General features: G+C 66.2%; 16 protein-coding genes. 1 reads left to right on the top strand and 15 read right to left on the bottom strand.

What is annotated here, in order from left to right; all coding sequences use genetic code 11:
- Positions 1 to 131 precede the first annotated feature (131 nt).
- The 6 genes from IFT60_RS15535 to IFT60_RS15510 all read right to left on the bottom strand — a co-directional run bounded on the left by IFT60_RS15535 (position 132) and on the right by IFT60_RS15510 (position 12,036).
- On the bottom strand, positions 132 to 2,534 hold the full coding sequence (locus IFT60_RS15535) for an outer membrane beta-barrel family protein (RefSeq protein ID WP_192053071.1): 2,403 nt from the start codon (positions 2,532 to 2,534) through the stop codon (positions 132 to 134).
- Between the two features lie 107 nt (positions 2,535 to 2,641).
- Positions 2,642 to 3,973, bottom strand: coding sequence for a DUF4382 domain-containing protein (locus IFT60_RS15530; RefSeq protein ID WP_192053069.1), 1,332 nt, complete (start codon positions 3,971 to 3,973; stop codon positions 2,642 to 2,644).
- A gap of 79 nt (positions 3,974 to 4,052) precedes the next feature.
- Positions 4,053 to 7,865, bottom strand: coding sequence for a TonB-dependent receptor (locus tag IFT60_RS15525; RefSeq protein WP_192053067.1), 3,813 nt, complete (start codon positions 7,863 to 7,865; stop codon positions 4,053 to 4,055).
- A gap of 613 nt (positions 7,866 to 8,478) precedes the next feature.
- On the bottom strand, positions 8,479 to 9,477 hold the full coding sequence (gene araH, locus IFT60_RS15520; RefSeq protein ID WP_192053065.1) for an L-arabinose ABC transporter permease AraH: 999 nt from the start codon (positions 9,475 to 9,477) through the stop codon (positions 8,479 to 8,481).
- Entirely contained in the window at positions 9,474 to 11,030 is a 1,557-nt protein-coding gene (gene araG / locus IFT60_RS15515; RefSeq protein ID WP_192053063.1) for an L-arabinose ABC transporter ATP-binding protein AraG, read from the bottom strand. The genes araH and araG overlap by 4 nt, the downstream gene beginning before the upstream one ends.
- A gap of 1 nt (position 11,031) precedes the next feature.
- Positions 11,032 to 12,036: an arabinose ABC transporter substrate-binding protein gene (locus IFT60_RS15510; protein ID WP_192053060.1), complete on the bottom strand. Its 1,005-nt coding sequence runs from the start codon at positions 12,034 to 12,036 to the stop codon at positions 11,032 to 11,034.
- A 245-nt stretch (positions 12,037 to 12,281) separates the two neighbouring features.
- On the opposite strand from IFT60_RS15510, the gene IFT60_RS15505 reads away from it, so the two are divergent.
- Entirely contained in the window at positions 12,282 to 13,763 is a 1,482-nt protein-coding gene (locus IFT60_RS15505) for an SEL1-like repeat protein (protein WP_192053058.1), read from the top strand.
- 388 nt (positions 13,764 to 14,151) lie between these two features.
- Here IFT60_RS15505 and IFT60_RS26950 read toward each other — a convergent pair whose 3' ends face one another.
- From IFT60_RS26950 to IFT60_RS15460, 9 genes are all read right to left on the bottom strand, one after another.
- Positions 14,152 to 16,113 (bottom strand): family 43 glycosylhydrolase, encoded by a 1,962-nt coding sequence (locus IFT60_RS26950; protein ID WP_197986350.1) that lies wholly within the window; start codon positions 16,111 to 16,113, stop codon positions 14,152 to 14,154.
- Between the two features lie 33 nt (positions 16,114 to 16,146).
- Entirely contained in the window at positions 16,147 to 17,088 is a 942-nt protein-coding gene (locus IFT60_RS15495) for a LysR family transcriptional regulator (protein WP_192053123.1), read from the bottom strand.
- 40 nt (positions 17,089 to 17,128) lie between these two features.
- A complete protein-coding gene (gene yjfF / locus IFT60_RS15490) occupies positions 17,129 to 18,115 on the bottom strand; it encodes a galactofuranose ABC transporter, permease protein YjfF (RefSeq protein WP_192053056.1) in 987 nt (328 codons plus the stop codon).
- Entirely contained in the window at positions 18,112 to 19,194 is a 1,083-nt protein-coding gene (locus IFT60_RS15485) for an ABC transporter permease (protein ID WP_192053054.1), read from the bottom strand. The genes yjfF and IFT60_RS15485 overlap by 4 nt, the downstream gene beginning before the upstream one ends.
- Positions 19,191 to 20,717, bottom strand: coding sequence for a sugar ABC transporter ATP-binding protein (locus IFT60_RS15480; protein ID WP_192053052.1), 1,527 nt, complete (start codon positions 20,715 to 20,717; stop codon positions 19,191 to 19,193). Before IFT60_RS15480 ends, IFT60_RS15485 begins: the two co-directional genes overlap by 4 nt.
- A 7-nt stretch (positions 20,718 to 20,724) precedes the next feature.
- A complete protein-coding gene (locus IFT60_RS15475) occupies positions 20,725 to 21,690 on the bottom strand; it encodes an ABC transporter substrate-binding protein (RefSeq protein ID WP_192053050.1) in 966 nt (321 codons plus the stop codon).
- A gap of 133 nt (positions 21,691 to 21,823) precedes the next feature.
- The gene (locus tag IFT60_RS15470; protein ID WP_192053048.1) at positions 21,824 to 24,166 is read right to left on the bottom strand and encodes a glycoside hydrolase family 127 protein; all 2,343 of its coding nucleotides are present in this window, start codon (positions 24,164 to 24,166) and stop codon (positions 21,824 to 21,826) included.
- Entirely contained in the window at positions 24,163 to 25,128 is a 966-nt protein-coding gene (locus IFT60_RS15465; protein ID WP_192053046.1) for an arabinan endo-1,5-alpha-L-arabinosidase, read from the bottom strand. The genes IFT60_RS15470 and IFT60_RS15465 overlap by 4 nt, the downstream gene beginning before the upstream one ends.
- Positions 25,129 to 25,236: 108 nt before the next feature.
- Complete coding sequence (locus IFT60_RS15460; protein ID WP_192053044.1) at positions 25,237 to 26,787, bottom strand: alpha-N-arabinofuranosidase; 1,551 nt, start codon at positions 26,785 to 26,787, stop codon at positions 25,237 to 25,239.
- Between the last annotated feature and the right edge of the window lie 6 nt (positions 26,788 to 26,793).

The following is a 26,793-nucleotide window of genomic DNA, read 5'->3' as shown; positions in this document are numbered from 1 at the left end:
TGCTGGCTGAACGCGTGGGCGGCGCAAATGCGACTGGTCGGCAAACGAAAGGATGGAGCCGCCCACCTTACGCGTCTGTGCAGTGTTTTCGAAACAAAGTGGGCCTGCCTGCCTGATAGTCGTTTCGGGCCTCATCCCGAAAAGCCGCGGCCACCACCATTCCCGCCACCGCCATTCCCGCCCCGTGCCCCCGGCCCGCGCAGCACGCCGCGTCCGCCATTCCTGATCCGCTCATCCCCCGTCACCCCGCCCCACTGATAGCGCAGCCCCAGCGAAAACACCCGCGGCTGGGTCTGCGACAAGGTATGCAGGCGCAGGATCTCGTTCTCGACAAAGGTTTCGGTATTGCCCGCCCCGAACAGGTTGTTCACGTTCAGGTTGAGCGACAGCTGCGGCGAGAAGCGATGCATCCAGGTGAAGTTGGTCATCGTGGTCGCGCTGTTGACGCCCTGCCCGTTCAGGCTGCGGCCATTGCGGTTGACGCTCAGCTGCAACGACTCCTTGTCGAACTGGTACGCGAGGCGCAGGCGCGCGTTCTCGCGCCGGTTCTTTTGCTCGACCGGCATCCCGGCCGTGCGTGAATTGAACAGGCGCATGCGCGTCTCGTTGCCGACCGTGGCGCCCAGGTTGGCCGACAAGCCCTGGATGAACAGCTTGCGCGCGTTGAGGTTCAACTCGACGCCGACCGCATCGTTGGCGCCGAAGTTGACTGGCGAAGTCACGATCACGTTCGGGTCGGTGGCCAGCGGATAGCTGCGGTTGCCGAGCACGGGCGACTCGCGCCGCTTGTACAGGGTGACGCTGGTATCGACATCGAAGAAGCGGTCGCGCCAGGCCAGTTCGGCCGAATCGTTGTTGACCGGTTCCAGGTCGGGATTGCCCTGGCGCGCATAGAAATCGCTCAGGTAGACCAGGTTCGGGTTCAGGTCGCGCTCGTTCGGACGCGCCACGCGGCGGCTGACGCGCAGCTGCAGCTGGCCGGTGTCGCTCAAGCCCTGCGACACATACAGGCTGGGCAGCCAGTTGGTGTAGCGGTAGGTATTTTCCTGTTGCAGCAGCGGCTGGCGCACGTCGAGTTCGGTGTATTCGCCGCGCAGTCCGGCCTGCACGCGCAGGTCGGAAAAGAACTTCGTGCTCAGGCTGGCGTACAGGGCGGCGGTACGCTCGTCGGTCTCGAAGTCGCTGATGCGGCTGGGCACCGGTTCGTAGGCGCCGCTGACCGGATCGACGGCGAGGTAGTTGGTGGCGTTGGTGTTCTTGCTGACGGCCGCCTTGGCGCCGGATTTCAGCTGCCAGGTTTCCCACAGCCGGTTTTCGTAGTCCATCGACAGGTCGAGGATGCGGTTGTCGCGGTCGGTCGAGCGCAGGCTGTCGGCGGCGTAGCGCTCGGGACGCAGGCGGAAATCGTAGAGCACGCTGGCGTCCGAATCGTTCTTCTGGCTGGTATAGCGCAGGTCGAACTTGAGTTCTTCGCCGGGCTCGCCGCTCTTGTGGACGTAGGAAGCGCCGAGGCCGAGATTTTGCGCCGGCGACGTGCTGCGGGACGTGGAGGTGAAATCGGCGGTGGGCGCCATGGCGCGGCCGTAACGCCTGGTAACGCCGATATTCTCGCTGTCGTTCTGCATCTTCGAATAGCTGAACGTGGCGCCGGCCTGGTCACTCGCGCCGACGTTGTAGGTCAGCGTCGAGGCGAGCCTGACGGATTCCGAGGGCGCGTGGCTGTCGCTGCTGGAATCGGTACCGCCAATGACTTCTCCGGTGGCTGGATCGAGGTCTTCGCGCCGGGATTCGCGATAGCCGGTGCGCTCGTCCCGGCGCACGCCGACGCTGCCGCTGAGCGAGTACGGGCCGGCGGCGTATTCGCCGTTCAGGTTGGCGTTGTAGCGCTCTTCGGTGCCCTTGTTGACCGCCAGGGTGGCGCGCGAACCCGGCTTGCGGTTGCGCTTGAGGACCAGGTTGATGATCGGGCCGCTGCCGCCCTCGTTGCCGAATTCGGCGCCGGGTACGTTGATGACTTCGATCGACTCGATGTTCTCGGCCGCGAAGGAATTGAGGGCGTCGCCGCGGTTCTGGCCCTGGAACTGGGCGTCGCGCTTGCCGTTGACCATGATCTGGACGTTCGGGTTGCCGCGCAGCGCCACCGTGCCGTCCTGGTCGACCGAGACCGAGGGTACGTTGTTGAGGATATCGGCCGCCGACGCGTTGCTCACGCTGATGTCGTTCTTCAGCTCGTAGACGTCGCGGTCGACCTTGTTGGTCGGGCGCGCCGCGACGACCTGGACAGTCGCGATATCCTCCTCGGCGCCCGCCTGCGGCTCGGGTTCGGGCGTAACGGTGCCTGTGCCGGTGCTGGTGCTGGCGCCTTTGTTCGTCCCTGCGGGCGCGGGATTGGCAGCCGGGACAGCGGCCGGTGCCGGCGCGTCGGGACGGTTGCGCGGCGGTTCGGGCGGCTGGGTTTGTGCGACGGTTTGCGCAAACAGCGGCTGTACGGCAAAGCAGCTCAGCAGCAGTGCGGGCAATAGCTTGGGCGTCATCGGAATGGCTCACAGGGCAAAAAACCCCGGACGAGCTGCGAAGCCCACCGGGGTTGAAATTTCAAGACCGGGTCGCCGCATGGCGCACCCGGTTCCAGCCGCTACGATCAATAGAAAATGATATTGACGTTGGCGACGTTGCCGGTGCTGGCATTCACATCGGCCGTCGCAGTGGCGGTCGGTACGCCGCTCGAGTTGGTGCCGAAGGTAGTGACACGGCTGTAGCCGGTTGCCACCGCTTCGACCTTGTAGCGGCCGGCCGCCGGCACGGTCGTGATGTTGGCCAGCGTCAGCGGCAGCGCCGGCTTGTACAACGCGTAACGCAGCGAGGCGCGCGGCAAGTCGGTCAGCGTGTAATTGCCCGTTGCCTGGTCGACCGGCTGGAAGCGGTGGGCAAAGGTGCTTGCGGGAATACCGGTGCTGGCATTCGCGGCGATCGACTGCGACGCCGCCACCCAGGTGCCGCTCTCCGGCGCCGCCTTGCCGGCCGCATAGCCGATCTGGCCCGAGATGGTGCTGGTGGTGCTGGTCGGCAGAACGATCGGCGCGGCCACCGTGGAGACGGCGACCGTGGTGTTCGCCGCCACCGGCACCTGGCCGATGACGGAGGTGGCGCGGCCCTTGCCGGTGATGACGACGTCGTAGTTGCCGGCCGGGAGGCGCGGCAGCAGGAATTCGCCGGTGGTCGGATTCGGCACGGTGGTGATGGCGCTGATGCCGCCCTGCTGGGCGGTGATGACCACGTCGCTGGCCAGCGCCGCCTTGTCGATATAGCCGCTGACGCCGTTCAGCGCGGCCGGGACGACGCGCGCCACCGGCCGGAGCAGGTATTTGTCGCCGCGCGGCTGGATCGAATTGCAGGCGTCGAAATCGAACACGACGCTCGCCTGTTTGCCTTCTTCGATCGTCAGGTCGATCGGCATCTTGACGCCTTCGCTTGCCAGGCTGGCTGGAGTTTCCAGTGAACCGGGCGCCCCGGGGCCGGCGATCGTGGACTGGCCTTTCACCCTGACGGTGTTCGGGCTCGGCGTGGCGGCGACGGGGGTCTCGATCACAAGGCGCATCTGGGTGTAGATGCCGGCCGGCAGCGTGACATCGCCGAGGCTCGTGGTGGCGCCGCTCAGCACGCCCGCCGCATTGAGCAGGTTGAGCTTCTTGGCCCCCACCGCGAAGGCCACTTCCGACCAGCCGCTCGAGGCGGCCGTCGCCTGGAAGTCCTTGTGGAAGCGGATCCGGGCGATGCTGACATTGACCTGGTCGAATGCGCAGGATGGCGCGCCGGTCATGGCCGCGACGGCGACGGTGCCGGTAGCCGCGGTGGCGATCGGGGCCTGGGCCGGCGAGTCGTCGCCGCCGCCACCGCCGCAGGCGGCCAGCGCGGCCGCGGCGATCGCGCTGACCGCGATGGAACGGGAAGAACGGAAGAATGTTGGTTTCATGATTGTCTCGTCTGTTTTAGCTGTTTTGAGCGCCGCCGGGGTCATGCCGGCCCCGGCGGCCATCCGCTGATTGGCCCGATTACCGCCCGCCGAACTTGAAATTCAGACCCGCCATGAAGGTGGCGCCGGAGAAGATGTCGTTGTAGACGTTCGGCGTACCGTCGGCGAAGTTGGCGTAGCCACCGGTGTTGTTGCCGGTGTGGATCTTGCCCAGGTTGCGGCCCTCGGCGAAGATCTCGACCCAGTCGGTGATCTTGTAGGCGATCTTCGCGTCGAGGTAACGCGTGCCGAGGCGGAACACCGGGGTGCCCGGCAGGTAGGTCGGGAAACGCACCAGGGTCTGGCCAACGGCCGGATAGTTGTTGACCGAGTTGCTGTTGCAGCCGGAGGTGCACGAGAAGGTGCTCGCCTTGATCTGCAGGCCGACACGCATCGACAGGGCGCCGTCGTCATACCAGACCGACGCATTCCACGAGTGGTGCGGCTCGCCGGCCACCGGCAGGGTGTCGCCCGTGATCAGGTCGCGCATCGCGCCGCCTTCCAGGGTCGACTTGTTGCGGGTGTAGTTCAGGTCGACGCCGGTATAGCGCAGGTACCACGGCAAGGCGGTGAAGCCCACCTTGCTCGACACTTCGAAGCCCGTGCGGGTGAACGGGATCTGGTTGGTCCAGCGGCGCAGCGAGAACGCCAGGTCGGACAGCGGCGTGCCGGTCTGCGGATCGACGGCACTGGAACCGGCGAACGGATAGATGTTGTCGACGGTTTCGATCAGGCTCGGGGCGCCGATGACGCCCTTTTGCCGGTAGACCGCGCCCGACAGCATGATGTCCTTGTTCGGATACCATTCCAGCGACAGGTTCTGGTTGTAGTTGGTCAGCGGCTTGATTTCCGGGTTGCCCATGACGTCGTTACAGCGCATCAGTGCATCGCTCTCGCTGCCCTCTTCGTCGGTTTCGACCAGCCTGCGGCCATCATAGACGCAGGTACCGTTCGGGATCAGGCGGCCGGCGGCCGGACGGCCGATGGTCTTGCCCCAGTTGTAGCGCAGGACCAGCTTGTCCGGAATCACCCAGGTATTGAAGTTCAGCGACGGCAGGTAATCGGTCGTCTTCGCATTGATCGCCGTTTCCTTGCGGTACACGCGGGTGGTGATGCCCGCGGCGTTATTCGGATCCTGGTAGTTGTAATTGGCGGTCGGGACGATCGACTGGAAGGTCAACTGGCCGCTGCCGACCACCTTGGTCTTCACGGCGCGCACGCCGATGTTACCGTCGAAAACGATGCCGAACGGCAGCGAGCGCTGGGTGAAGGGGAAGCGGTCGACTTCGAAGTTGGTCATCACGTAGCCGGCATCGACCTGTTCCATGATCGAGTTCTTCGGCTGGTCGTACATCTTGCCGTCGCTGCCGATGCAAGTCTTGATGCAATCGAGGTTGTAGTTCTGCACGCCCAGCACCGCGTAGGCCTTGTCGATGTCGAACTCGGTCCAGCCCTGGATAAGGCCTTCCGGACGATCCTTGTCGCCGCCATAGAACTGGTTGGTCATCTCCTTCGTGTAGGACTGCTTGAAGAAGTCGCGGTATTGCTCCGGCGTGAGGACGTAGGTGCCCTGGCGCGCCGTGCTCGGGTTCGTGCTCGGGTTGTAGCCGTACTGGCACGGGCGGCCGCCCGGCGCGAGCGAACCCGGCGTGTCCTGGCAGACGATGAAGTTCGAGCGCAGGTTGTTGGTCGAGATATAAATGCCTGGAATGTAGCCGGCGGTGCCGAAGGTGCCGACCGCATCCTGCACGGTCGGGCCGCCGGTGTTCCAGGCGTCGTAGCCGCTCTTGCGGCGGCTATAGCCGACCTTGATCGACGGAACGAAGGGGATGTACTCGTCGGTGGCGATGTTGACGTCGAGCTTCGCGGTCTTCTCGTACGACTCGTTGATGCGCGGGTTCTGGAACGACAGCGTCGTCGAGTTGCCCGTCAGCGGCAGCTGGGCGCTGGTGTAGGCGGGCGTCGCCGGCGCGGTGGCGCTGGCGGCGGCGGCGGTCACCGCGGCCGATGGGGCCAGGCTCAACCAGTTGTTCGGGTTGGTCAGGTCCACCGAGTTGTTCGGCGAGTAGTTCCAGATGCCGTTCGGCAGTACCTTGGCGCTGGTCGGGCCGAGATAGGCGCTCTGGCTCATGCGCTTTTCGTAGCGGTAGAAGTCCGACTTCGAGTCGCCCAGCAGGAACTCGGCGCGCACGATGCCCTTCTTGAAGGTGCCGCCCGCCTGGGTATAGCTCGATTTGGTGCCGATGGTCGACGTGGTGTTGTCGACGCCGAACAGGCCGTCGGCAATCGTGAAGCTGGTCAGGTGGTGGTTCGCATCGACCACGACCGAGGCCGGGTCGATGTTGGACACGGCGCCGTTCAGGCCAGGGGTCGTGATGACGCTGCCGCTGGTACTGCCGCTCCGGTAGGTCAGCTCGCCCGGATAGAGGAAGTAGCCGGAAGGGGGATTCAGGGTGCGGATACCGCCGGCGCCGTTGGGCTGCACCGCGGTCGTGTCGATCGAGGTCGCGCCGTTGAACCCGTTCGGCCCGCGCGCGGTCGCCCCGTTCACGTTCACGCTGCCGTAGTTCATGTTGGTGCTGTAGTTGATGACTTCGCCCTTGCTGCGGCTGTGCTTGGCGTAGATCGTCAGGTTGTCGTTGACCTTGAAGTCCAGGCGCAGGTCGCCGCTCACGCGGTCGTCGTTCCAGCGGTTGACGAAATAGCGGGTATTGCTCGGCGTCCAGTCGTTCCACTGGCCCAGGCAGCTCTGCAGCGCCAGCAACGTGATGTTCTGGGCATTCGTGCGGTTGTTGCTGCCGGTGCCGATCAGGGCGGCGGTGGCAGCCGGCAAGATCGGGAATTTCTGGTAGCACTCGGCCTTGGTCTTGGCCGCGGCCGAGCCTTCGAGCACGTCCTTCGGCGTCATGCTGACCCAGCTGCCCGATGCAGCATTGCTGTACGGGACCGTGTAGAACGGCGTGGTCGACTGGATGTCGTTCAGGTTCAGCGTATCGGGACGCAGGGCGACCGTCTTCTCCGGCGAATTGTCGAAGTCCATCAGGCGCACGTGGCCCAGCTGGCTGCTGGCGCCGCCCTGGTCAATCCGGTGCGCTTCCTGGTTGACGCTGCTCTTCGAGAGATTGACCAGCACGCCCAGGCGGCCATCCATCAACTTCTTGACGCCGATGACGTTCAGGTTGGGGTTGACCTTCTTGTTGATCGAATTCTGCTGGCCTGCCACGCGCACCGACAGGTAATCCTTCTTGAAGTCGAGGCCGCTGCGGGTGGTGATCTTGACGCCGCCGCCGAGCGAACCCTCGGTCATGTCGGCGGTCGAGCCCTTGATCACGTCGACGCTCTTGATCAGGTCAGAAGACAGCTGGCGCATTTCGACCGCGCGGCCGCCGGACGTATCCGCGCCCGCCGAAATACCGCCCAGCATGTCGGCGCCGCCGGCCTGCTGCACGCCCTGGCCGTCCAGCTCGACGCGGGTCAGTTCCGGGCCATTGCCGCGGATCGACACGCTGATGCCTTCGCCGAATTCGCCGCGGTCGACCGCCACGCCGGCGACGCGCGAAATCGCATCGGCCACGTTACGGTCAGGGAAGGCGCCGACGTCTTCGGCAATGATCGAATCCTGCGCGGTATCGGCGCGCTTCTTGCGGGCGATGGCGCTGCGCTGCGACTCGCGCGCGCCGATCACCAGCACCTGCTGCGGCGCATCGGCCAGCGTCTCGGTGGTGGCCGAGGTCGCTGCAGCGGGTTCGGCTTGCTGTGCAAGCGACGGCGCCGCGGCGGCAGCCAGCCAGGCCATCGCCACTGCCTGGGTCAATCGTTTGATCGGGAATACCTGATGCGAATACGGTGTCATCTCCACTCCTCCACGTTATCGTTATATGCGCCGGCTTGACCAGGGGCCGCCGGCGTTGTCGAGCTTTGCTGCAGGGCTGCGCTTGGGCGCATGCATTGCGGCTGCAAACGATTTAGATTGTATTGTTCTAAGGCCGATATTTACTTGGTGCATGTGCTGATTTTTGGAAACGGTCAGCAACTTGAGCGTTTCGCGCATTGAAATGATAAAGATGAGACAGATTCGGGCAGCGGGCCGCGCCCGGGCATGCCAAGTGAGCGCTTCTTAAGGCGCGTAAGGAGGGAGTGAAACCGTTTAGATTGATTCGAGATCGATGGTGCACCGCTATGCCTGCCTTTATTGCTGGCAGCAGCGTAACGTAGGGTGGACTCCTGAGTCCACGCGTTACGGGCACATCCTTTCATCGACTGCGGTGATATTCATTCGCACGGAATCCAGCGGACATTTGCGAGGTGCTCAAAGCCACTGGATACCGCGAACGAACAGTCACAGTCGCGTACCGGTGAAACGCACGTAACGCGTGGGCACAGGTGCCCACCCTACGTTACGCCACGGCTAACGACAAAAACGAAAGGCGGGACGCATTGCGCGCCCCCCCTACCGATATTGCCGATCAGTGCCGCTCGCCGCGCGTCTTCAACTGGTCGAACAGCACCGCCGCCAGCAGGATCACGCCGCGCATCAGGTACTGGTAGAAGGCGTCGACGTCGAGCAGGTTCATGACGTTTTCCACGGTACCCATGATCAGCACGCCGATCAGCACACCGAAGATGCGCGCCTTGCCGCCCTGGAGCGAGACGCCGCCCAGCACGCAGGCCGAGATCACGTCGAGCTCGAAGCCTTGCGCTGCGTTCGGCTGGCCGCTGGTGATGCGCGCCGCCATGATCAGGCCGGCCAGCGCCACCACCACGCCCTGCAGCAGGAAGATCCAGACGCGCAGGCGCTCGACGCGCACGCCCGCCAGGCGCGCCGCTTCCGGATTGCCGCCGATGGCCAGCGTGTTACGACCAAAGACCGTGTGGTTCAGCAGCACGCCGAACACCACGAAGCAGCCTGCCGCCACCAGCACTGGCAGCGGCATCCCGAACACGCGCGTGTCGCCGAGGGACATGAAGGTTTCGTTGGCGATGCCGACCGCCTGGCCCTGCGAGACGATGAAGGCCATGCCGCGCACCATCAGCATGGTGGCCAGCGTGGCGATCAGCGCGTTCACGCGCAGGTAGGCGATCAGCACGCCGTTGAAGGCGCCGATCAGCGCGCCCGCGGCCAGGCCGCCGCCCATCGCCAGCATCACGCTGTCGGTGCGTTCGAGGATGATCGCGCCCAGCACGCCGGCGAAGGCGATGGTCGAACCGATCGACAGGTCGAAATCGCGCGAGGCCAGGCACAGCATCATGGTGCAGGCGACCATGCCGATCTGCGCCACCGACAGCATCAGGCCGACGATGTTCGGCACCGAGAAGAAGTTGTCGACGGTGGCGGCCAGCACGACGAACAGCAGCGCGTAGGCGATCGGCATGCTGTAGTCCATCAGCCATTTGCGTTGCTGGCGCTGGCGCACCAGCGCCGGCAGGCCGACGCTGGTTGGGGAAGTGGTGCTGGTGGTGCTCATGGGATGCTCCGGAGGACAGGTTCAGGGGTGGCGACGTCCGGCAGGGCCAGGCCCAGCACGGTGCGCTCGTTGGCATCGGCGCGCGCCAGTTCGCCGCTCATGCGGCCTTCGCGCATGACGATCACGCGGTCGGAAATGCCCAGCACTTCCGGCAGTTCGCTCGAGATGACGATCACGCAGCAGCCGCGTTCGGCCACCTCGTGGATGATGCGGTAGATTTCGTTCTTGGCGCCGACGTCGATGCCACGCGTCGGCTCGTCGAGGATCAGCACCTTCATGCCCGGTTCGGCCAGCCAGCGCGCGAGGATCGCCTTTTGCTGGTTGCCGCCCGAGAGCAGGCGGATTTCCTGCATCCGGTTCGGAGTCTTGATGCGCAGGCGGCCGATGAATTCGTCGGCGCGGCGCGCTTCCTCGCGGTGGCGCAGGAACAGCCCGCCCAGGAGGCCCAGGCGGCGCACGCTGATGTTGATGTTCTCGGCGACCGAGGCGTGGGCCAGGATGCCCTGCTCCTTGCGGTCTTCCGGGCACAGCACGATGCCGGCGCGGATCGCCGCGGCCGGGCCGGACGGATCGACGACTTTGCCGTCGAGTTCCACCGTGCCGCTCTTGCGGCGGTCGGCGCCATACACCAGGCGCAGCAACTCGCTGCGCCCTGCTCCGACCAGGCCGAAAAAGCCCAGCACTTCGCCGGCGCGCACGACGAAATCGTGGCTGCCTTCGATCTTGGCGCCGGCCATGCCGCGCACGCGCAGGCGTTCGGCGCCGAGCGGGCGCGGACGGTAGTCGTAGATGTCGGTCAGCTCGCGTCCGACCATGTCGCTGATCAGGCGTTCGCGCGAGACCTCGGCCATCACCGGATGCGTGACGATCTTGCGGCCGTCGCGGAAAATCGTGCAGGCGTCGCACAATTCATAGAGTTCGTCGAGGCGGTGCGAGATGTAGATCAGCGTGCGCCCTTCCGCGCGCAGGCGGTGCACCAGGCGGAACAGGATCTCGGTCTCGCGGTGCGACAGGCTGCTGGTCGGCTCGTCGAAGGCGATCACCTGGGCGTTCTGCATGATGGCCTTGCAGATCTCGACCATCTGGCGCTGCGCGATCGACAGGTCGGCCAGGCGCGCGTCCGGGTCGAGGTCGACGCCGATGGCCGCCAGCTGCGCCGCCACCAGCGTGCGCGCCGCGGCCCGGTCGAGGATGCCGAAGCGGGTCGGCATGCGTCCCAGCAGGACGTTCTCGGCCACCGTCAGTTCGGCCACGTACTGCAGTTCCTGGTGGATGACGGCGATGCCGGCCTTGATGGCGTCGCCGGCCGACTGGAACTTGCACTCGACGCCGTTCAGCAGCAGGCGCCCGCCGTCCGGGCGGTACTGGCCGCCCAGGATTTTGAGCAGCGTCGACTTGCCGGCGCCGTTTTCGCCGAGCAGGCCGTGCACCGCGCCGGCATGCGCCGCGAAGCTGACGCCGCCGAGGGCGGTCACGCCGGGGAACAGTTTGGTGACCTGCTCGAACTGCAGGCTCGGAACCGCGCTTACGGCGGCGCTTGCAACTGTGCTCACGTCAGATCCCCGTCTCGCGCCGCACCTTGGCCAGGTTGGCGCGCGTGACCAGGGTGCCGCTGGTCTGGATGTCGGCCGGCGGTACCTTGTTGTGGGCGATCCACTCGTACATGTTGATCGAGGTTTCGTAGCCGTGGCGGCGCGGGCTCAGCATGATCGTGCCGAAGAAGCCGGTCGGGGCCGGCTTGGCGAATTCGTTCAGCGCGGTGCGGCTGCCGCCGATGCCGACGCCGATCATCGAATCGGCCTTGAAGCCGCGGCCCTCGGCGGCGCGCACGGCGCCCATCACGGCTTCGTCGTTCAGGCCAAAGGCGACCCAGTGGCGGATCTTCGGGTTCTTGGTCAGCGCGATGTTGGCGGCGTTGTAGGCCGATTCGGTATCGGTCTTGGTCTGCGGCGCATCGACGATGTTCGCCGCCGGCACGCCGGCCGCCTTCAGCACCGCCACCGCGCCGCCGGTGCGTTCGCGCCCGGTCGGCAGCTGGTCGTAGGCGATGCGCAGCGCGCCAACTTCGGCCGGCTTCCAGCCGCGCGCCTTGATTTCGGCGGCGATCGCCTGGCCCACCTGCGTGCCGATGGCGGTGGCGGAAATGCCCATGTGCGGGATGCCGGCGATCGGTTTGCCGGCGCCGTCGACCAGGCGGTCGTCGACCGACATCACTTTCAGGTTGTTGCGCTTGGCGGCGCGCGCCACGGCTGCGCCCAATTTGACGTCCGGCGCGCAGATGACGAAGCCCTGCGCCTTTTGCGCGGCCAGGTTGTCGATCGCCGAGATCATCTTTTCGCCGTTCGGCACGCCGATCTTGACCAGCGCGAAACCCTTTTCCTTGGCAGCCTGCTCGGCATGCTTCCACTCGTCCTGGAACCACGGTTCCTCGGCCTGCTTGACCAGAAAGCCGATCTTGACCGGGTCGGCGGCGTGCACGGCCTGCGAAGCGATGGCGCACAAGGCCAGCGCCGCAGCGGCCGGCAGGCGGCGCGCCCAGTGGGTGATACGTGAAGTCATGTCGTCTCCTGATGATGTTTTTGTCATGGCCTGGCCGGCGCGCGCTGGTGTAACACCGGTGCGGCGCCGTCCATCAGCTACCTGTGCGGTAGCAAGCTCTCGTTATGCTAAGGTCAGCCATGCCTTTTCAACCCCTCGGCGGCGAAATAATCGTGTTGTTGATCGATATGCGCGTGCACGGGCCAGTTCCCGATCAGATAATTGACGGATCGATCAATATCCCCCACCCACAAGAGGAAATCCCGATGTCCCTGTCCAAACGCACCGCCGGGCTTGGCCTGGCCGTGCTCATCAGCGCGCCCGCCGTGCTGGCGCAGACGGCGCCGAGCCAGCCGTCCGAGCAGCCGCAAGTCGCACCCCAAAGCGTCAGCGTCACCGGCAAGCGCGCCAGCGCCGGCGATCCGACCCTGATCACCGCCGCCAGGAACCGCGTGTTGTCGCGCACGCTGGCCTCGGGCTGTAACTACATGAGCGCCTACAGCGCGGCCGACGACGACATCACGCTGGACTACATGCGCGACATGGACCTCGAAGACAGCGCCACCAACGAAGCCGAGCGCCTGTACGAGGGTAGCCCGAACGGCGACGCCTCCACCTCCAGCATCCCGAGCAGCCTGCCGACCGAGACCCTGCCCGGCGAGCCGGCCGTCTCCAAGTACGGTTGCGGCCCCTCGGACCGCAACTTCGCCGCCGGCCGCAACCGCATCGCGCGCAAGGACACCTCGCTCGCGCAAGCCTTTGTCGCCTTCGATGCCGGCGACTACGCGAAAGCCAAGGAACAGGCTTCGGTTGCCTGGAACAAGATCGGCTACGACGAGGCGGCGCTGCTGCTGGCCCGCATGCACCTGGCCGGACTGGCCACGCCGAAGGACACCAGCCAGGCCATCGACTGGCTGCGCAAAGTCACCGAGGCGCGCTTCGATCCGTCGCGCGACCGCGTCCAGTTCGACCCCAGGGACCCGGAAGCGATGACGCCGCGCGTCGAAGCCACCCTGCTGCTGGCCAAGATCTACCTGCGCGGCATGGGAACCCGCAAAGACCCGGCGCAGGCGGTCAAGGCCTACGCCAAGGCGGCCGAGATCGGCTTCGTCCCGGCCCACAACACGCTGGGCATGGCGGCCATGAACGGCTTCGGCATGCCGCAAAGCTTCCCCCGGGCCGCCGCCTCCTTCAAGACCGCGGCGGAAGCGGGCTACGCGCCGGCGCAATACAACCTGGCGAAAATCTACTACCTGGGCGAGGACGGCGTGCCCCAGGACCTGAAACTGGCCGGCGCCTGGTTCGCCCAGGCCGCGAAGATGGGCCACGCCGGCGCGCTGTTCGCGGCCGGCCGCATGTACGACCTCGGCGAAGGCGTGCCGGTCGACCAGAAACGGGCCATCGTCTACTACAAGGAAGCGGCGCTGAAATCGAACCCCGACGCGCAAAGCGCGCTCGCCACCTATTTCTATACCGGCGAAGTGGTTGCCAAGGACCTCGCGACCGCGCGCAAGCTGTTCGCCTCCGCCGCGCAGCAGGGCCAGGTCGACGCCATGTTCAACCTGGGCGTGATGATGGCGCAGGCGCAGGCCGGCGTGAAGGACACCGCCATGGCCTACGTGTGGTTCACGCTGGCCAGGGACAGCGGCCACACCCAAGCCGCCGCCGCGCTCGCGCAACTGGGGCCGACGCTGACGGCGGCCGAGCGGCAGCGGGTGGATGCGGTGCTCAAGCCGAAGGCGCCGTGACGCTGTCTCGCCACACTGTTCGCGTTGAGTTAATCGTAGGGTGGACTCTCGAGTCCACGCGGTACCACGCGTGCCTATCGAAACGCGTCGTACGGCCTCGGTGCGCATTCGTACAGGTTTCGCCAAGCGCTGCGGCATGCACGTGCACGACCGCGTGGACTCGAGAGTCCACCCTACGGATCTCAAGCCGAAGGCGCCGTAGGGCGTAAGGCTGTTCTCGCCACACTGTGCGCGTTGAGTTAATCGTAGGGTGGGCTCTGCCCACGCGGTGATACGTGACGGCGAGATCGTTGAACACGACATCGGAGCCGATGCGTATCACCGCGTGGACGAAGCCCACCCTACGGATCGCGAAACTTGCCCTGCGCGACAGGGCTCGGCACTCCGTTCAATCACCACGCAACACGATCCGCGTCGGCGCATCCCGCTCGACGCGCAGCGTATCGCCCTCCTGGAATAACTCCGTCACCTGGATCGTGCTGCGGCGCTGCTCGACGCCATCCTGCTTCGCATCCGCGCCGCGGCGTCCCGGATGCGTGAAGTAGAACAGATACGCGCGGTCGCCGCTGACGACCACGTCGGCGTGGCCGCCGATCACGCCGTCGTCAATCCCCTGCCCCGGCTGCTCGAGCAGGTTGGCGGCCTGGCGGGTCCAGGTTTTCGCGTCAGGTGAGCGGTACACGGCCAGGCCGCGCCAGACGTCGGTGATCATCCACCAGGCGCCGCGCCACTGGAACACCTTCGGGCCTTCGCCGGCCTGGTCGGCCACCACGCGGCCACCCTCGGTCCACTTGACCAGGTCCGGGCTGTCGGCGGAATAGATCGCCTTGCGGTCGCGCTCGTTGTTGTACCACATGCGCCAGCCGCCACCCGGCAGGCGCGTCACCGCCGCATCGATGACGCGCTCCGATGCCAGCTTGATCTCGCGCGCATTGCTCCAGCTGCGCAGGTCGGTGCTGGTCAGCTGCACGATGTGGCGCGGGTGCGCCCAGTCGGTGAACACGCCCGGCACCACGGTCAGGAACATGTGCCAGGTGCCGTCGTCGGCACGCACCACGTCCGGCGCCCAGTGCGTCGCCTCCTTGCCGCCCAGCGCTGCCGGCAAGTCGATGTCGGCGGTGCCGATGTATTTCCAGTTGGCGCCGTCGTCGGTCGACTCGGCGATGCCGATGCGAGTGCCGTGCACCCACGACACGCCGGGCAAGCCGGTTGCCGTCGCGCGCCGGTTGGTATAGAACATCCACCAGCTGTTGCGGGCGGGATGGCGCACCACGACCGGATCGGCGGCGCCGTCGAACAGCGGATCGCGAAACAGCGGCTTGGCGGCGACCTGTCCGCGATCGGGCACCGGCACGCCGAAATCGGGCGTGCCGTCGGCGCGCCAGCGGATCACCTGGGCGCGGGTGGCGCGGTTCGGGTCCTTCAGCGAGTCGCCCTGGATGTCGCGGTAGTTGCGCGCATGGTAGACCAGCACGTCGGTCTTGCCGTCCGGCGTGGTGGTGAAGCTGTTGTGGCCGGGGCCGTACTGGCCGTTGGCGGCGCTGCTGGCGAATACCGGCGCGGGCGACTTGCGCCACGCCGCCGGATCGAGCAGGTTGGCGCCGGCGTCCGCCGTGAGCAGGCCCATCGCATAGTTGGCGTCGGTGGCGCTGGCCGAATAGGTCATGAACAGCTTGCCGTTCTTTTGCAGCACGGCCGGCGCCTCGTTGACGTCGTACTTCATCTTCTCCCAGGCATATTCCGGCGTCGACAGCAGCACAGTCTCGCCCGTGATCGAGGTCGGCGTGTCCATCCGCGCCAGGTAGATGTTGGTGACCTTGCGCTTCGGGTCCGGCCCGTTCTGGGTCCAGGCCAGGTAGCGCTGGCCCGCATGCGCGAACACGGTGGCGTCGAGCGAGAAGCTTTCGCGCCCGGTTTTCAGCTGGCCGCGTTCGATCCAGGTGCCTTCCAGCGGGTTGGCGGCGCTGTTTTCCAGCACGTACAGGCGGATGTCCCAGATCGCCTCGGCGCGGCCGGCGGTGAAGTACAGGTACCACTTGCCGTCGATGTGGTGCAGTTCGGGCGCCCAGATGTGGGCGCTCATCGGACCACTCGCATGCTTGCGCCAGGCGACTTTCGCATCGGCGGCACCCAGGCCGTCGAGGGTGCGCGCGCGGCGCAGTTCGATGCGGTCGTACTCGGGCACGGTTGCGGTGAAATAGTAATAGCCGTCGCTGTGCAGCGCCACGTGCGGATCGGCGCGCTGGCGTACCAGCGGGTTGGCGAACTCGGTCTGGACAGCGGCGTAGGTGCCGGCATGTGCGCTGGCGAGGATCAGGGCGCAGGCAAGCCAGCGCAGGGAGGCGGTCATGGGTGACTCCACTTCATGTGATGGTACGAATCGTCAGTAAAGCTCGGCCGCCGCCAGCCGCACCTGGCGCAGCAGCAGGTCGGCGCCCGGCGCCAGCAGGTGGTCCTGCTGGCGGATGATGCCGAAGGCGTCCATCTTGCAGGGCAGCTCGATCGGCAGGATGCGCAGCACGTCGAGCGCCTGGTAGTACTGGGCCACTTCGCGCGGCATGACGTGCAGCGAATCGGTCTGCTGCAGCAGCGCGGTGATCAGGAGCAGCGCCGTCGTGTCGACCACGTTCGCCGGCGGCTGCAGGCCCGCGCGGCGGAACATCATGTCGAAGCGGTGGCGCAGGATGCTGCCGCGCGGCGGCAGGATCCAGGGCCGGCCGGCGAGCGCGTCGAGCGACAGCGCGGACTCCTCGAGCAAGGAATGGCCGGGCCGCACCACGGCGCACACCGCCTCTTCGGTCAGTTCTTCGTAGACCAGGCCGCTGGCATCCTCGCTTTCCAGGATGCGGCCGATCATGAAGTCGAGCGTGCCGTGCTGGAGCCGGTCCAGCAGGATGTTGCTGGCCTCCATGTGCACGCCGATGCGCAGCAGCGGCGCCTGTTCCTTGATGCGCGCGATCGCGCGCGGCAGCAGCGCCATCGCCGGCGCCATGATGACGCCCACCTCGACCTGCCCCGCCAGCCCCGCCTTCAAGGCGACCAGGTCGTCGTGCGCCAGCGCCAGGCTGGTCAGCGCCATGCGTGCGTGGCGGATCATGGTTTCGCCGTAGACCGTCGGCGCCATGCCGCGCGGCAGGCGATCGAACAGGCGCACTTCCAGCATTTCTTCGAGGTCCTTGACCTGCTTGGAAGCGGCCGGCTGCGTCATGTGCAGCTCGTCGGCGGCGCGGTGGATGTTGCGGTAGTCGTCGAGCGCCACCAGCAGCAGGAGCTGGCGCGTCTTCAGGCGCGCCTTCAAGAACCAGTTCGGATTCGATGTGTCCATCGGCAGGTCGCGCACGGCGGGGGCTTGCATCGTCATGCCGCTATGCGCCCTTCCTGCGCAGGCCGATCAGCCGCTGCACCACGCAGAACACGAACAGCAGCGCGCCGATCACGATCCTGGTCCACCACGAGCTGAGGGTGCCGTCGAAGGCGATCAGGGTCTGGATGGTGCCCAGCACCAGCACGCCCGAGAGCGCACCGGCGACGTAGCCGTAGCCGCCGGTGAGCAGCGTGCCGCCGATGACCACGGCGGCGATCGCATCGAGCTCGGTCCCCTGCGCATGCAGCCCGTAACCCGACAGCATGTAGAACGAAAACAGCACGCCGCCGAGCGCCGCGCAAAAGCTGCTGAAGGCATATACCAACACCTTGGTGCGCGCCACCGGCAAACCCATCATCTCGGCCGACTGTTCGTTGCCGCCGACCGCGTACAGCGCGCGTCCAAAGGCGCTGTAGTGGCCGAGCCAGACGGCAAAGCCGAGCAGCACCAGGGCGATCAGCGCGCCCGGCGACACGAAGCCGCCAAAGAACGGCAGCTGCGCCTGCGACATCGCCACGAAAAACGGCTCGTTGATGGTGATCGAATTGATGTCGATCAGGTAGCACAAGCCGCGCGCCAGGAACATGCCGGCCAGGGTCACGATGAAGGGCTGCAGCTTGAAGTAATGGATGATCGCGCCCATCGCGCCGCCGAACAGGGCGCCCAGCAGCAGCACGGCCGGAATCACGACGGCCGGCGGCCAGCCCGCGCTCTGCAGCAGCCAGGCCGTGATCATGGTCGACAGCGCCAGCACCGAGCCGACCGACAGGTCGATGCCGCCGGAGAGGATGACGAAGCCCATGCCGATCGCGATCACCAGCAGGAAGGCATTGTCGATCAGGAGGTTGAGCAGCACCTGCAGCGACAGGAAGCCTTCGTAGGCGGCGCCGCCGGCGAGCAGCATCGCCACCAGCAAGACCACGGTGACGGCCGAGGTGAAGTATTGCGCGTTCGGCAGAGCACGCAGGCCGCGCACCGCGGCGCTCATGCCGTCCTCCGCGTGAAGGACGTGCGTAATTTCTTGAACTCGCCCGACTGCGAAATGCAGACCAGGAATACGACCACCGACTTGACGACCATGTTGACCTCGGGCGGCACGCCCAGCGAATAGATGGTGTAGGTAAGCGTCTGGATGATCAGCGCGCCGATCATGCTGCCCGCCAGGCTGAACTTGCCGCCGGCGAGCGAGGTGCCGCCCAGCGTGACGGCGAGGATCGCGTCGAGTTCGAGCAGCATGCCGGCATTGTTGGCGTCGGCGCTCTTCACGTTCGAACTGATCATCAATCCCGCCATGCCGGCGCACAGCGAACAGAAGGCGTAGACGAAGACGACCAGCGCCGCGGTGCGTACGCCTGCCAGGCGCGCCGCCACCGGGTTGATGCCGACCGCCTGGATGAACAGGCCGAGCGCCGTCTTGCGCATCAGGAGCGCGGTCGCGGCCAGCACCGCCGCCACCACGAACAGCGCCACCGGCAAGCCGAACAGGTAGCCGCTGCCGAGGAAAAAGAAGGGTTTGTAGTAGACCGTGACGATCTGCCCGTCGGTGAACAGCTGCGCCAGCCCGCGCCCGGCCACCATCAGGATCAGGGTGGCGACGATCGGCTGCAGGCCGAGCCCGGCCACCAGCGCGCCGTTCCACAGCCCGCACAGCAGCGCGATGCCGAGCGCCGCGCCCAGGGCCAGCAGCATCGGCGTGTTCGCGACGTATTCCGGCACGCCGTTGTTGACGACCATGGTGCCGCCCACCAGCATGGCCGCCACCGTCCCCGACAGCGCCACCACCGCGCCCACCGAAATGTCGATGCCGCGGGTGGCGATCACCAGCGTCATGCCGATCGCGGCGAGCATCAGCGGCGCGGCGCGGTTGACGATATCGACCAGGCTGCCGTACAGGTGGCCATCCTTGATCTCGAGGCGGAAGAAACCGGGGATCAACAGGAAGTCGAGCAGCAGCAGGACGCCCAGCGCCGCCAGCGGGCGAAACAGCGAATGCGCCGCCAGCGTTGCGATCAGCGGTTGGCGTTCGCGCGGTTTGGCGAGCGCCTGTTCATCGAGCCGGGCCGTCATGCGCAGGCCTCCCCGGCGATCACGTGCAGGACCGAGGTATCGTCCAGCTCCCCGCGCGCGTACTCGCCGCAGGCCTTGCGGTCGCGCATGACGACGATGCGGTCGCTCACGCGCAGCACCTCGGGCAGCTCGGACGAGATGAAGAGGATGGACATGCCTTTGCGGCACAGGGTCGAAACGTAATCCATGATTTCCTGCTTGGCGCGCACGTCGATGCCGCGCGTGGGTTCGTCGAGGATCAGCAGCTGCGGGTCGAGCGCCAGCCAGCGCGCCAGCAGCACCTTTTGCTGGTTGCCGCCGGAGAGGTTGCCGATCGGGGTGTCGATGCTGGCGGTCTTGATGCCGAGCTGGCGCACGTAATGGCCGGCCAGTTCCTGCTGGCGGCGCAGGGGAATCGCGCGCAGCACGCCCTGGCGCGCCTGCAGGGCCAGGATCATGTTCTCGCGCACCGACAGCGACAGGATCGCGCCCTCGTGCTTGCGGTCTTCGGAACAGTAGGCGATGCCCTGCGCGATGGCGTCGCGCGGCGTGGCGAAGCTGCGCTTGCGCCCGCCGATCTCGATGGCGCCGCTGTCGGCGCGGTCGGCGCCGAACAGCAGGCGCGCGGTTTCGGTGCGGCCCGAGCCGAGCAGGCCGGCAAGGCCGAGCAGCTCGCCCTTGCCGACGCGCAGGTCGAGCGGCGCCAGCACGCCCTTGCGCGCGATGCCATGCGTCTGCAGCAGCGTTTCAGCGTGCGTGTGCGCGGCGCTGTCCACCGCCACCGCGGGCTGCTGCACCGCTTCGTTCGGCGCACCGATCATCTTGTTCACGAGCGCCAGGCGCGACAGGTCGGCGCAGGCGTATTCGCCTTCGCGCTCGCCGTTGCGCATGACCGTGATGCGGTCCGAGATCGCGTAAGTCTGCTCCAGGAAGTGGGTGACGAACAGGATCGCCATGCCGGCATCGCGCAAGGAACGCAGCACCGCGAACAGCAGCTGCACCTCGGCTTCGTCCAGGCTGGAGGTGGGCTCGTCGAGGATCAGCACGCGCGCCGAAATGCCGAGCGCGCGCGCGATCGCCACCATCTGCTGGATCGCCAGCGAATAACTCGCCAGCGGTTGACTGACGTCGATGTCGACCCGCAGCCGCGCCAGCAGGTCACGTGCTTCCCGCTGCATGCGGCGCCAGTCGATCATGCCGAAGCGGCGCGGATAGCGTCCGATGAAGATGTTTTCTGCGACCGACAAGTTCGGGCACAGGTTCACTTCCTGGTACACGGTGCTGATGCCGATCGCCTGCGCCTCCTGCGTCGAGCGCGGCGCCACCGGGCGTCCGCCCAGCACGATGCTGCCGCTGTCGGGCTGGTGCACGCCGGTGAGCACCTTGATCAGGGTCGACTTGCCAGCGCCGTTCTGCCCCATCAGCGTATGCACTTCGCCCGGGAACAGGCGCAGGCCGGCATTCGACAGGGCTTTCACGCCCGGGAACTGCATGTGGATGCCCGTCACCTCGAGCACCGGCGTCGCCGCGACAGGAGCAGCCATGTCGGCCTCAGTAGCGACGGTTCGGGAATTCCTTCGCCGCGACTTCAGCGGGGAAGACGCCCTCGATCACGGTGATCCGCTTCGGCACCGGCGTGCCCGCCTTGATCGCCTGCGCGGTCTGGATCAGCTGTGGCCCGAGCAGCGGATTGCACTCGACGGTGACGTTCAACTTCCCCTGCATCATGGCTTCGAAAGCGCCCTTGACGCCGTCGATCGACACCACCAGGATGTCCTTGCCCGGCTTCAGGCCGGCTTCCTCGATCGCCTGGATCGCGCCGATCGCCATGTCGTCGTTGTGCGCGTACAGCACGCCGATGTTCTTGCCCTCGGACTTCAGGAAGGCTTCCATCACCTCCTTGCCCTTGGCGCGGGTGAAGTCGCCGGTCTGCGAGCGGATGATCTTCAGCTTCGGATCGGCCTTGATGACTTCGGCGAAACCGGCCTTGCGGTCGTTCGCCGGCGCCGAGCCGACCGTGCCCTGCAGCTCGACGATGTTGTAGCCGCGGTTCGGATTCTTCTTCGCCTGCTCCAACAGCCAGCGCCCGGCGCGGCGGCCCTCTTCCACGAAGTCCGAGCCGATGAAGCTGGTGTAGAGCGTCTTGTCCGCCACGTTCACGGCGCGGTCGGTCAGGATCACGGGGATCTTCGCATTCTTCGCTTCGCGCAGCACCGTCTCCCAGCCCGACTCGACGACCGGCGAAAAGGCGATCACGTCGACGCGCTGGGCGATGAACGAGCGGATCGCCTTGACCTGGTTTTCCTGGCGCTGCTGGGCGTCGGCGAACTTGAGGTTGACGCCGGCCTTTTTGGCGGCGTCCTTGATCGATGCCGTATTCGCCGTGCGCCACTCGCTCTCGGCGCCGACCTGGGAAAAGCCGATGGTCAGGGGTTTGGCGGCCAGGGCCAGGGCCGGGGTGGCGGCGAGCATGGCAAGCATGCTGGCGCCCAGCAGGGCGCGGCGGGTGAAGGGCATCGCATGTCTCCGGTATTGTTGTTCTTCAATAGTACCGAGAAGTGCGATACTCAACTAATCAATTTTTTGACAAGATCGATACCAAGATTGATAAGGCTTTCGACATCGCGCGGCGGCGCCGGCGTCTTTCGGTTCAACGCAGCAGGCGCAAGCCATACAGGGCGCCTGCGCGCGAACCGGGCGCCGCTTCGAACTTCACGGTCATGCTGCCGTCCGCCCTGCGCGCCATATCAGGGGGAAGCGGGAAGTCGCGCGTGTACAACGTTTCCCCTTCCCCGGCCGCCAGCTCCACCGCCGCGAGCGGAGTATCGTCGACGAGTAGTTTGAAACGCCGGCCCGCATCGGCCCGCGCGAAGGTCAGGCGCAGCACCCTGGCCGCGCGCTGCGGATCCTTCAACTCGTAACTGAACCAGCCCTTGGCGTGGCGCCAGTGCCTGCCCTGCGTCACGCCCGCCTCGCTTCCCTCCCCCTTGAAGAAATGGTCGGACTCCGGCTGCTGCTCGCCCGGCGCCACCTGGTCGATCGTGATCGCGTCCAGCGCCAGGCGCTCGGCTTCGCGCGCCGCGTTCTCGGCCTGCAGGCGCTCGAATTTCGCCGGCGTCGACTGCTGCCAGACCATCGTGTAGCGTGAGTCGTGCAGGCGGAAGAAGGGAATGAATTCAGTCGCCGTGCCAGAGGCGCCCCGCACCAGCCCCGGCGCCGTGAAGGTCAGCGGCTTGCCCTTCACCGGCTTGAAGCGGTGCAGGAAGTCGGTCGAATCGCTGACCAGCATCGGCGCCGCCTCCAGCGGGCAGACCGGACCCTGGGCGATGTGGCCCATGCGCGATGCGTCGGCCATGAAGTTCAGTTCGTCGTCCTTGAACAGCCGCGTCTTCGCCGCCAGCACGATCGGGCCATGCAGCACGGCGTAATAGTTCGAGCCGTCCGGCATCTGCTCGAGCTGTGTCCTCATCGGCAGCAGCACGTCGACGCGGTCGTTCTTGCGCCAGGCGCGCTCCAGGCTGACGTAGCTGCCCGGCTGCGCAGCGAGCGCCACCGGCTTGCCGTTCACCCGCACCTTCATCGCGCCGGCCGCCACCCAGGCTGGATAGCGAATCTTCATCGCGAAGCGTGCCGGCGCATCGACCGTGATGCGCGTGCTGCCCTCGTCCGGGAAGCGCGTGCTTTGCGTGATGCGCACGCCCTTCTCGCGCCAGTCCAGCGTCGAGGCGATGAACAGGTTGACGAACAGTATGTCCTTCTCGTGTGCATAAACGAATTCGCCGTACTTCGCATGGCTCTCGATGCCCGAGCCGACACAGCACCACATGCCTTTGTCGACCTGCGAATAGACGCGGTAATGGTTCGGGCGCAGCGGCGTGAAATAGACGAAACCGCCGCCCGGACGCTGCGAGGACAGGATGTGGTTGTACAACGCGCGTTCGTAGTAGTCGCCATAAGCGCTCTTCTGTTCGGCGTGGAACAGCATGCCGGTCAACTTCAGCATATTGTAGGTATTGCAGGTCTCCGGGCCTTCGACCTCGCTGATCATCGAACTGAAGTCCTGCGTGTCGTGGATGTGCTCCTTGACGCTGTTTCCGCCGATGGCCACCGTCCGCTTGTCGCGCACGGTCTGCCAGAAAAAGCGCGCGGCCTGGCGCATGTCGTCGCGTCCGGTAAGCTCGGCGATGCGCTGGAAGCCGATCACCTTCGGAATTTGCGTGTTCGCGTGCAGGCCGGTGAGCTTGTCCTCGCCGCGCGCCAGGGGCTGCAGCACGGACTGGTGCGAAAAGCGCAGCGCCAGGTCGAGATAGCGCCCGTCTCCGGTCATCTGCGCCACGTCGGCGAAGATCTCGTTCATGCCGCCATGCTCGCTCCTGAGCATGGCCTGCATCTGCGCGTCGCTCAGTTGCGCCGTCAGGCGCAGCGCCCAGTCCGACAGCTTGACCAGCATCGCCCGCGCATCCTCGTTGCCGGTATGGACCCAGGCGTCGAGCAGGCCGGCGTAGACCTTGTGCAGGTTGTACCACGGTACCCACTTGCCATTCACCGCGAAGTTGTCGGCCTTGATCTTGCCCGCCGCGACATCGCGCCAGGCCTGGCGCCCGCCGGGAATGCCGCCGAGGTAGCCGTCGCCATTCGCCTCCTGCGCGCGTTTCAGTTCGGCCACGACGTAATGCAGGCGGCGCAGCGCTTCGGCGTCGCCGGTCGAGGCCACCATCAGGGCCAGCGCCGACAGGTAGTGGCCGCCCATGTGGCCGTCGAGTCCCGTCGATTCCCAGTTGCCGTAACCCGGCTGGCGCGGCGTCAAGCCGGCTTCGCGCAAGAAAGGCGCGAGCAGGCGGTCCGGCTCCATCGCCAGCATGTAGTGCAGGTCGGTGGTCTGGGCCTCCAGGAAAGGACCGGCGGCGAGGCGCACGCGCGACAGCGGGAACAGCTCCGCCGCCTGGGCGGATGCACTCAACAGCAGCAAAGCAAGGACGAAGCGGGTTTTCATTTGTCGAGACGGCTTTGATAGCGGTTGAGGTCCCTGCGCTCGATGGCGGGCCAGCCGTCGCCATCCCAGCGCATCTCCAGCATCTTCAGCTTCGGCTTGTACTTGTCGGCGCTGTCGTAGGCATGCAGTACCAGGTAATCACGGCCGTCGAAGGTGTAGGCGCCGTTGTGGCCGAGCGCCTGCCAGTCGCTGTCGCCGTCGATCACGAGCGAGCCGCCGCCGTTTGCCATGTCGCGGCCCTGGCGGTCGAGGTAGGGGCCGGTCACGCTGCGGGCGCGGCCGACCACGACTTTATAGGTGCTCTTCTCTTTCTGGCAGCAGGCGTCCCAGGAGGCGAACAGGTAGTACCAGCCGTGCTTGCGGAAGATGAACGGCGCCTCGACCTGGGCCGGGCCGGCAGCGGCGTCGGGCACGTAGGCGGGACGGTCGCGGCGGGCGATGGTATGCCATTCCTGCGGCTCGGCCAGTTTCGTGCGGCCGGGGTCGAGCCTGGCCAGTTTCAGGCCGCTCCAGAACGAGCCGAAGGACATCCAGGGGGTGCCGGTGTCGTCTTCGACGATGTTCGGGTCGATCGCATTCCACAGGTCGCGCCCGGGGATCGATTGCAGGACCATGCCCTGGTCTTGCCAGCGGTAGTTCGGCGCACGCGGGTCGAGGGTGGTGTTGGTGGCGACGCCGATGGCGGAGGTGTTCTTGCCGAAGCCGGAGACCGAGTAATACAGGTACCAGGTGCCCTTGTGCTGGTGGATGTCCGGGGCCCAGATGTGGTCCTTGAAGGTGGGCGCGGCCTTCGTGGCCCAGGATGGCGGGGTCGGGAAGATGGGGGCTTCCTGCTTCCACGTGCGCATGTCGGGGGAGCTGTGGACGGTGATGCCGCGGCCGGTGCTGAACAGGTACCAGGTGGCGCCCTCTTTTGCCATGACGGGGTCGTGGGTGGTGACCTGGGTGGCGTGTGCGGGCATGGCCAGGCATGCCAGCACCGGCACGATTGCATGGAGGGCGCGTATCACCGCGTGGGCGGAATCCGCCCACCTTACGGGTATGACGGAACGGACCAGCGCCCCCATTCCTTAGCCTTCGACGGCGACGACCATCACCGACTTGGCTGGCAAGGTCACCGTCATCTTGCCGCCGCTGGCCTTGGCGCTGTAGGGCGCCGGCTTCACGGCCTGCTTGTTGTCGAAGGTGTTGTGGGCGTCCATCGCGTCGGCGGTCAGCACCTGGCCGGAGACGGCGTTGACGGCCTGGCCGGCCACGTTCAGGTCGACGTCGGTCGCCTTGCGCGGGTTGGTGTTGACCAGGGCGACGTACAGCTTGCCGTCCTTGGCGCGGGCGGCGGAGACGCTGACGCCCGGCACGCTGGTGGCGCCCAGGGTATAGCCCGCGTCGTTCGCCACCACGGCCGGCAGCGAGGTCGCGTCCTGGAACGGGATGTACATCTTGTAGGCGTGGTAGGTCGGCGTGAGCAGCATCCGGTCCTTGTCGGTGATGATCATCGCCTGCAGTACGTTGACCATCTGGGCGATGTTGGTCATGCGCACGCGCTCGGCATGGGCGTGGAAGATGTTGAAGTTGAGGGCAGCCACCACCGCGTCGCGCAGCGAATTGCGCTGGAACAGGAAGCCCGGGTCGGTGCCCGGTTCGACGTCGTACCAGGTGCCCCATTCGTCGACATAGAAACCGATCTTCTTCTTCGGATCGTTCTTGTCGAGGACGGCGACGTTATTGCGGATCATCGTTTCCATGCGCAGCGTCTGCTTCATGGTCGAGGCCCATTCGGTTTCGTCGAAGCCGGTGGCGGCGCCCTTCTTGTCCCACTTGCCGGTCGGGAGCGTATAGAAGTGGAAGCTGATGCCGTCGGTACCGCGCGCGGCTTCGCGGCTGAGCACGTCGGTCCATTTGGTGTCGTCGTCGTTGCCGCCGCTGGCGATCAGCTTGGGACGAGCGCCCTTCGGCGCTTTCAGGAAGGTGGCGTAGTGGTTGTACAGGTTGGCGTAGTACTCCGGCTTCATGTTGCCGCCGCAGCCCCAGGCTTCGTTGCCGATGCCGAAATAGTCGACCTTGAACGGCTTGGCGCGGCCGTTCTTGCGGCGCTGTTCGGCCAGCGTCGACTTGGTGTCCGAGGTCATGTACTCGAGCCACTCGGCCATCTCTTGCGGGGTGCCGGAACCGAGGTTGCCGTTGACGTAGGTCTGCGCGCCGAGCATCTCGGCCAGGTCGAAGAATTCGTGGGTGCCCACCGCATTGGTCTCGGCGACGCCGCCCCAGTGCGTGTTCACCTTGACCGGGCGCTTGTTGCGCGCGCCGATGCCGTCGCGCCAGTGGTATTCGTCGGCGAAGCAGCCGCCCGGCCAGCGCACCAGCGGCACCTGCAAGTCCTTCAGCGCGCCAAGCACGTCGTTGCGCCAGCCGCGCGTGTTGGGGATCTTCGATTGCGGGCCGACCCACAGGCCTTCGTAGATGCCGGTGCCGAGGTGTTCGGCGAACTGGCCGTAGACGTTCTTGTTGATGGTCGGGCCGGGCTTGGCGGCGTCGATGGTGACGCTCACCTGCGCGAATGCCGACAGCGCCGGCAGCGCGCACATCCCGAATGCCAGGATGCCGAGTTTGAATGCTTTCATCTGGTG

Source organism: Massilia sp. CFBP 13721, from assembly GCF_014842025.1.
GTDB lineage: Bacteria > Pseudomonadota > Gammaproteobacteria > Burkholderiales > Burkholderiaceae_D > Telluria.
This window is presented reverse-complemented; position numbering and strand designations above follow the sequence as displayed.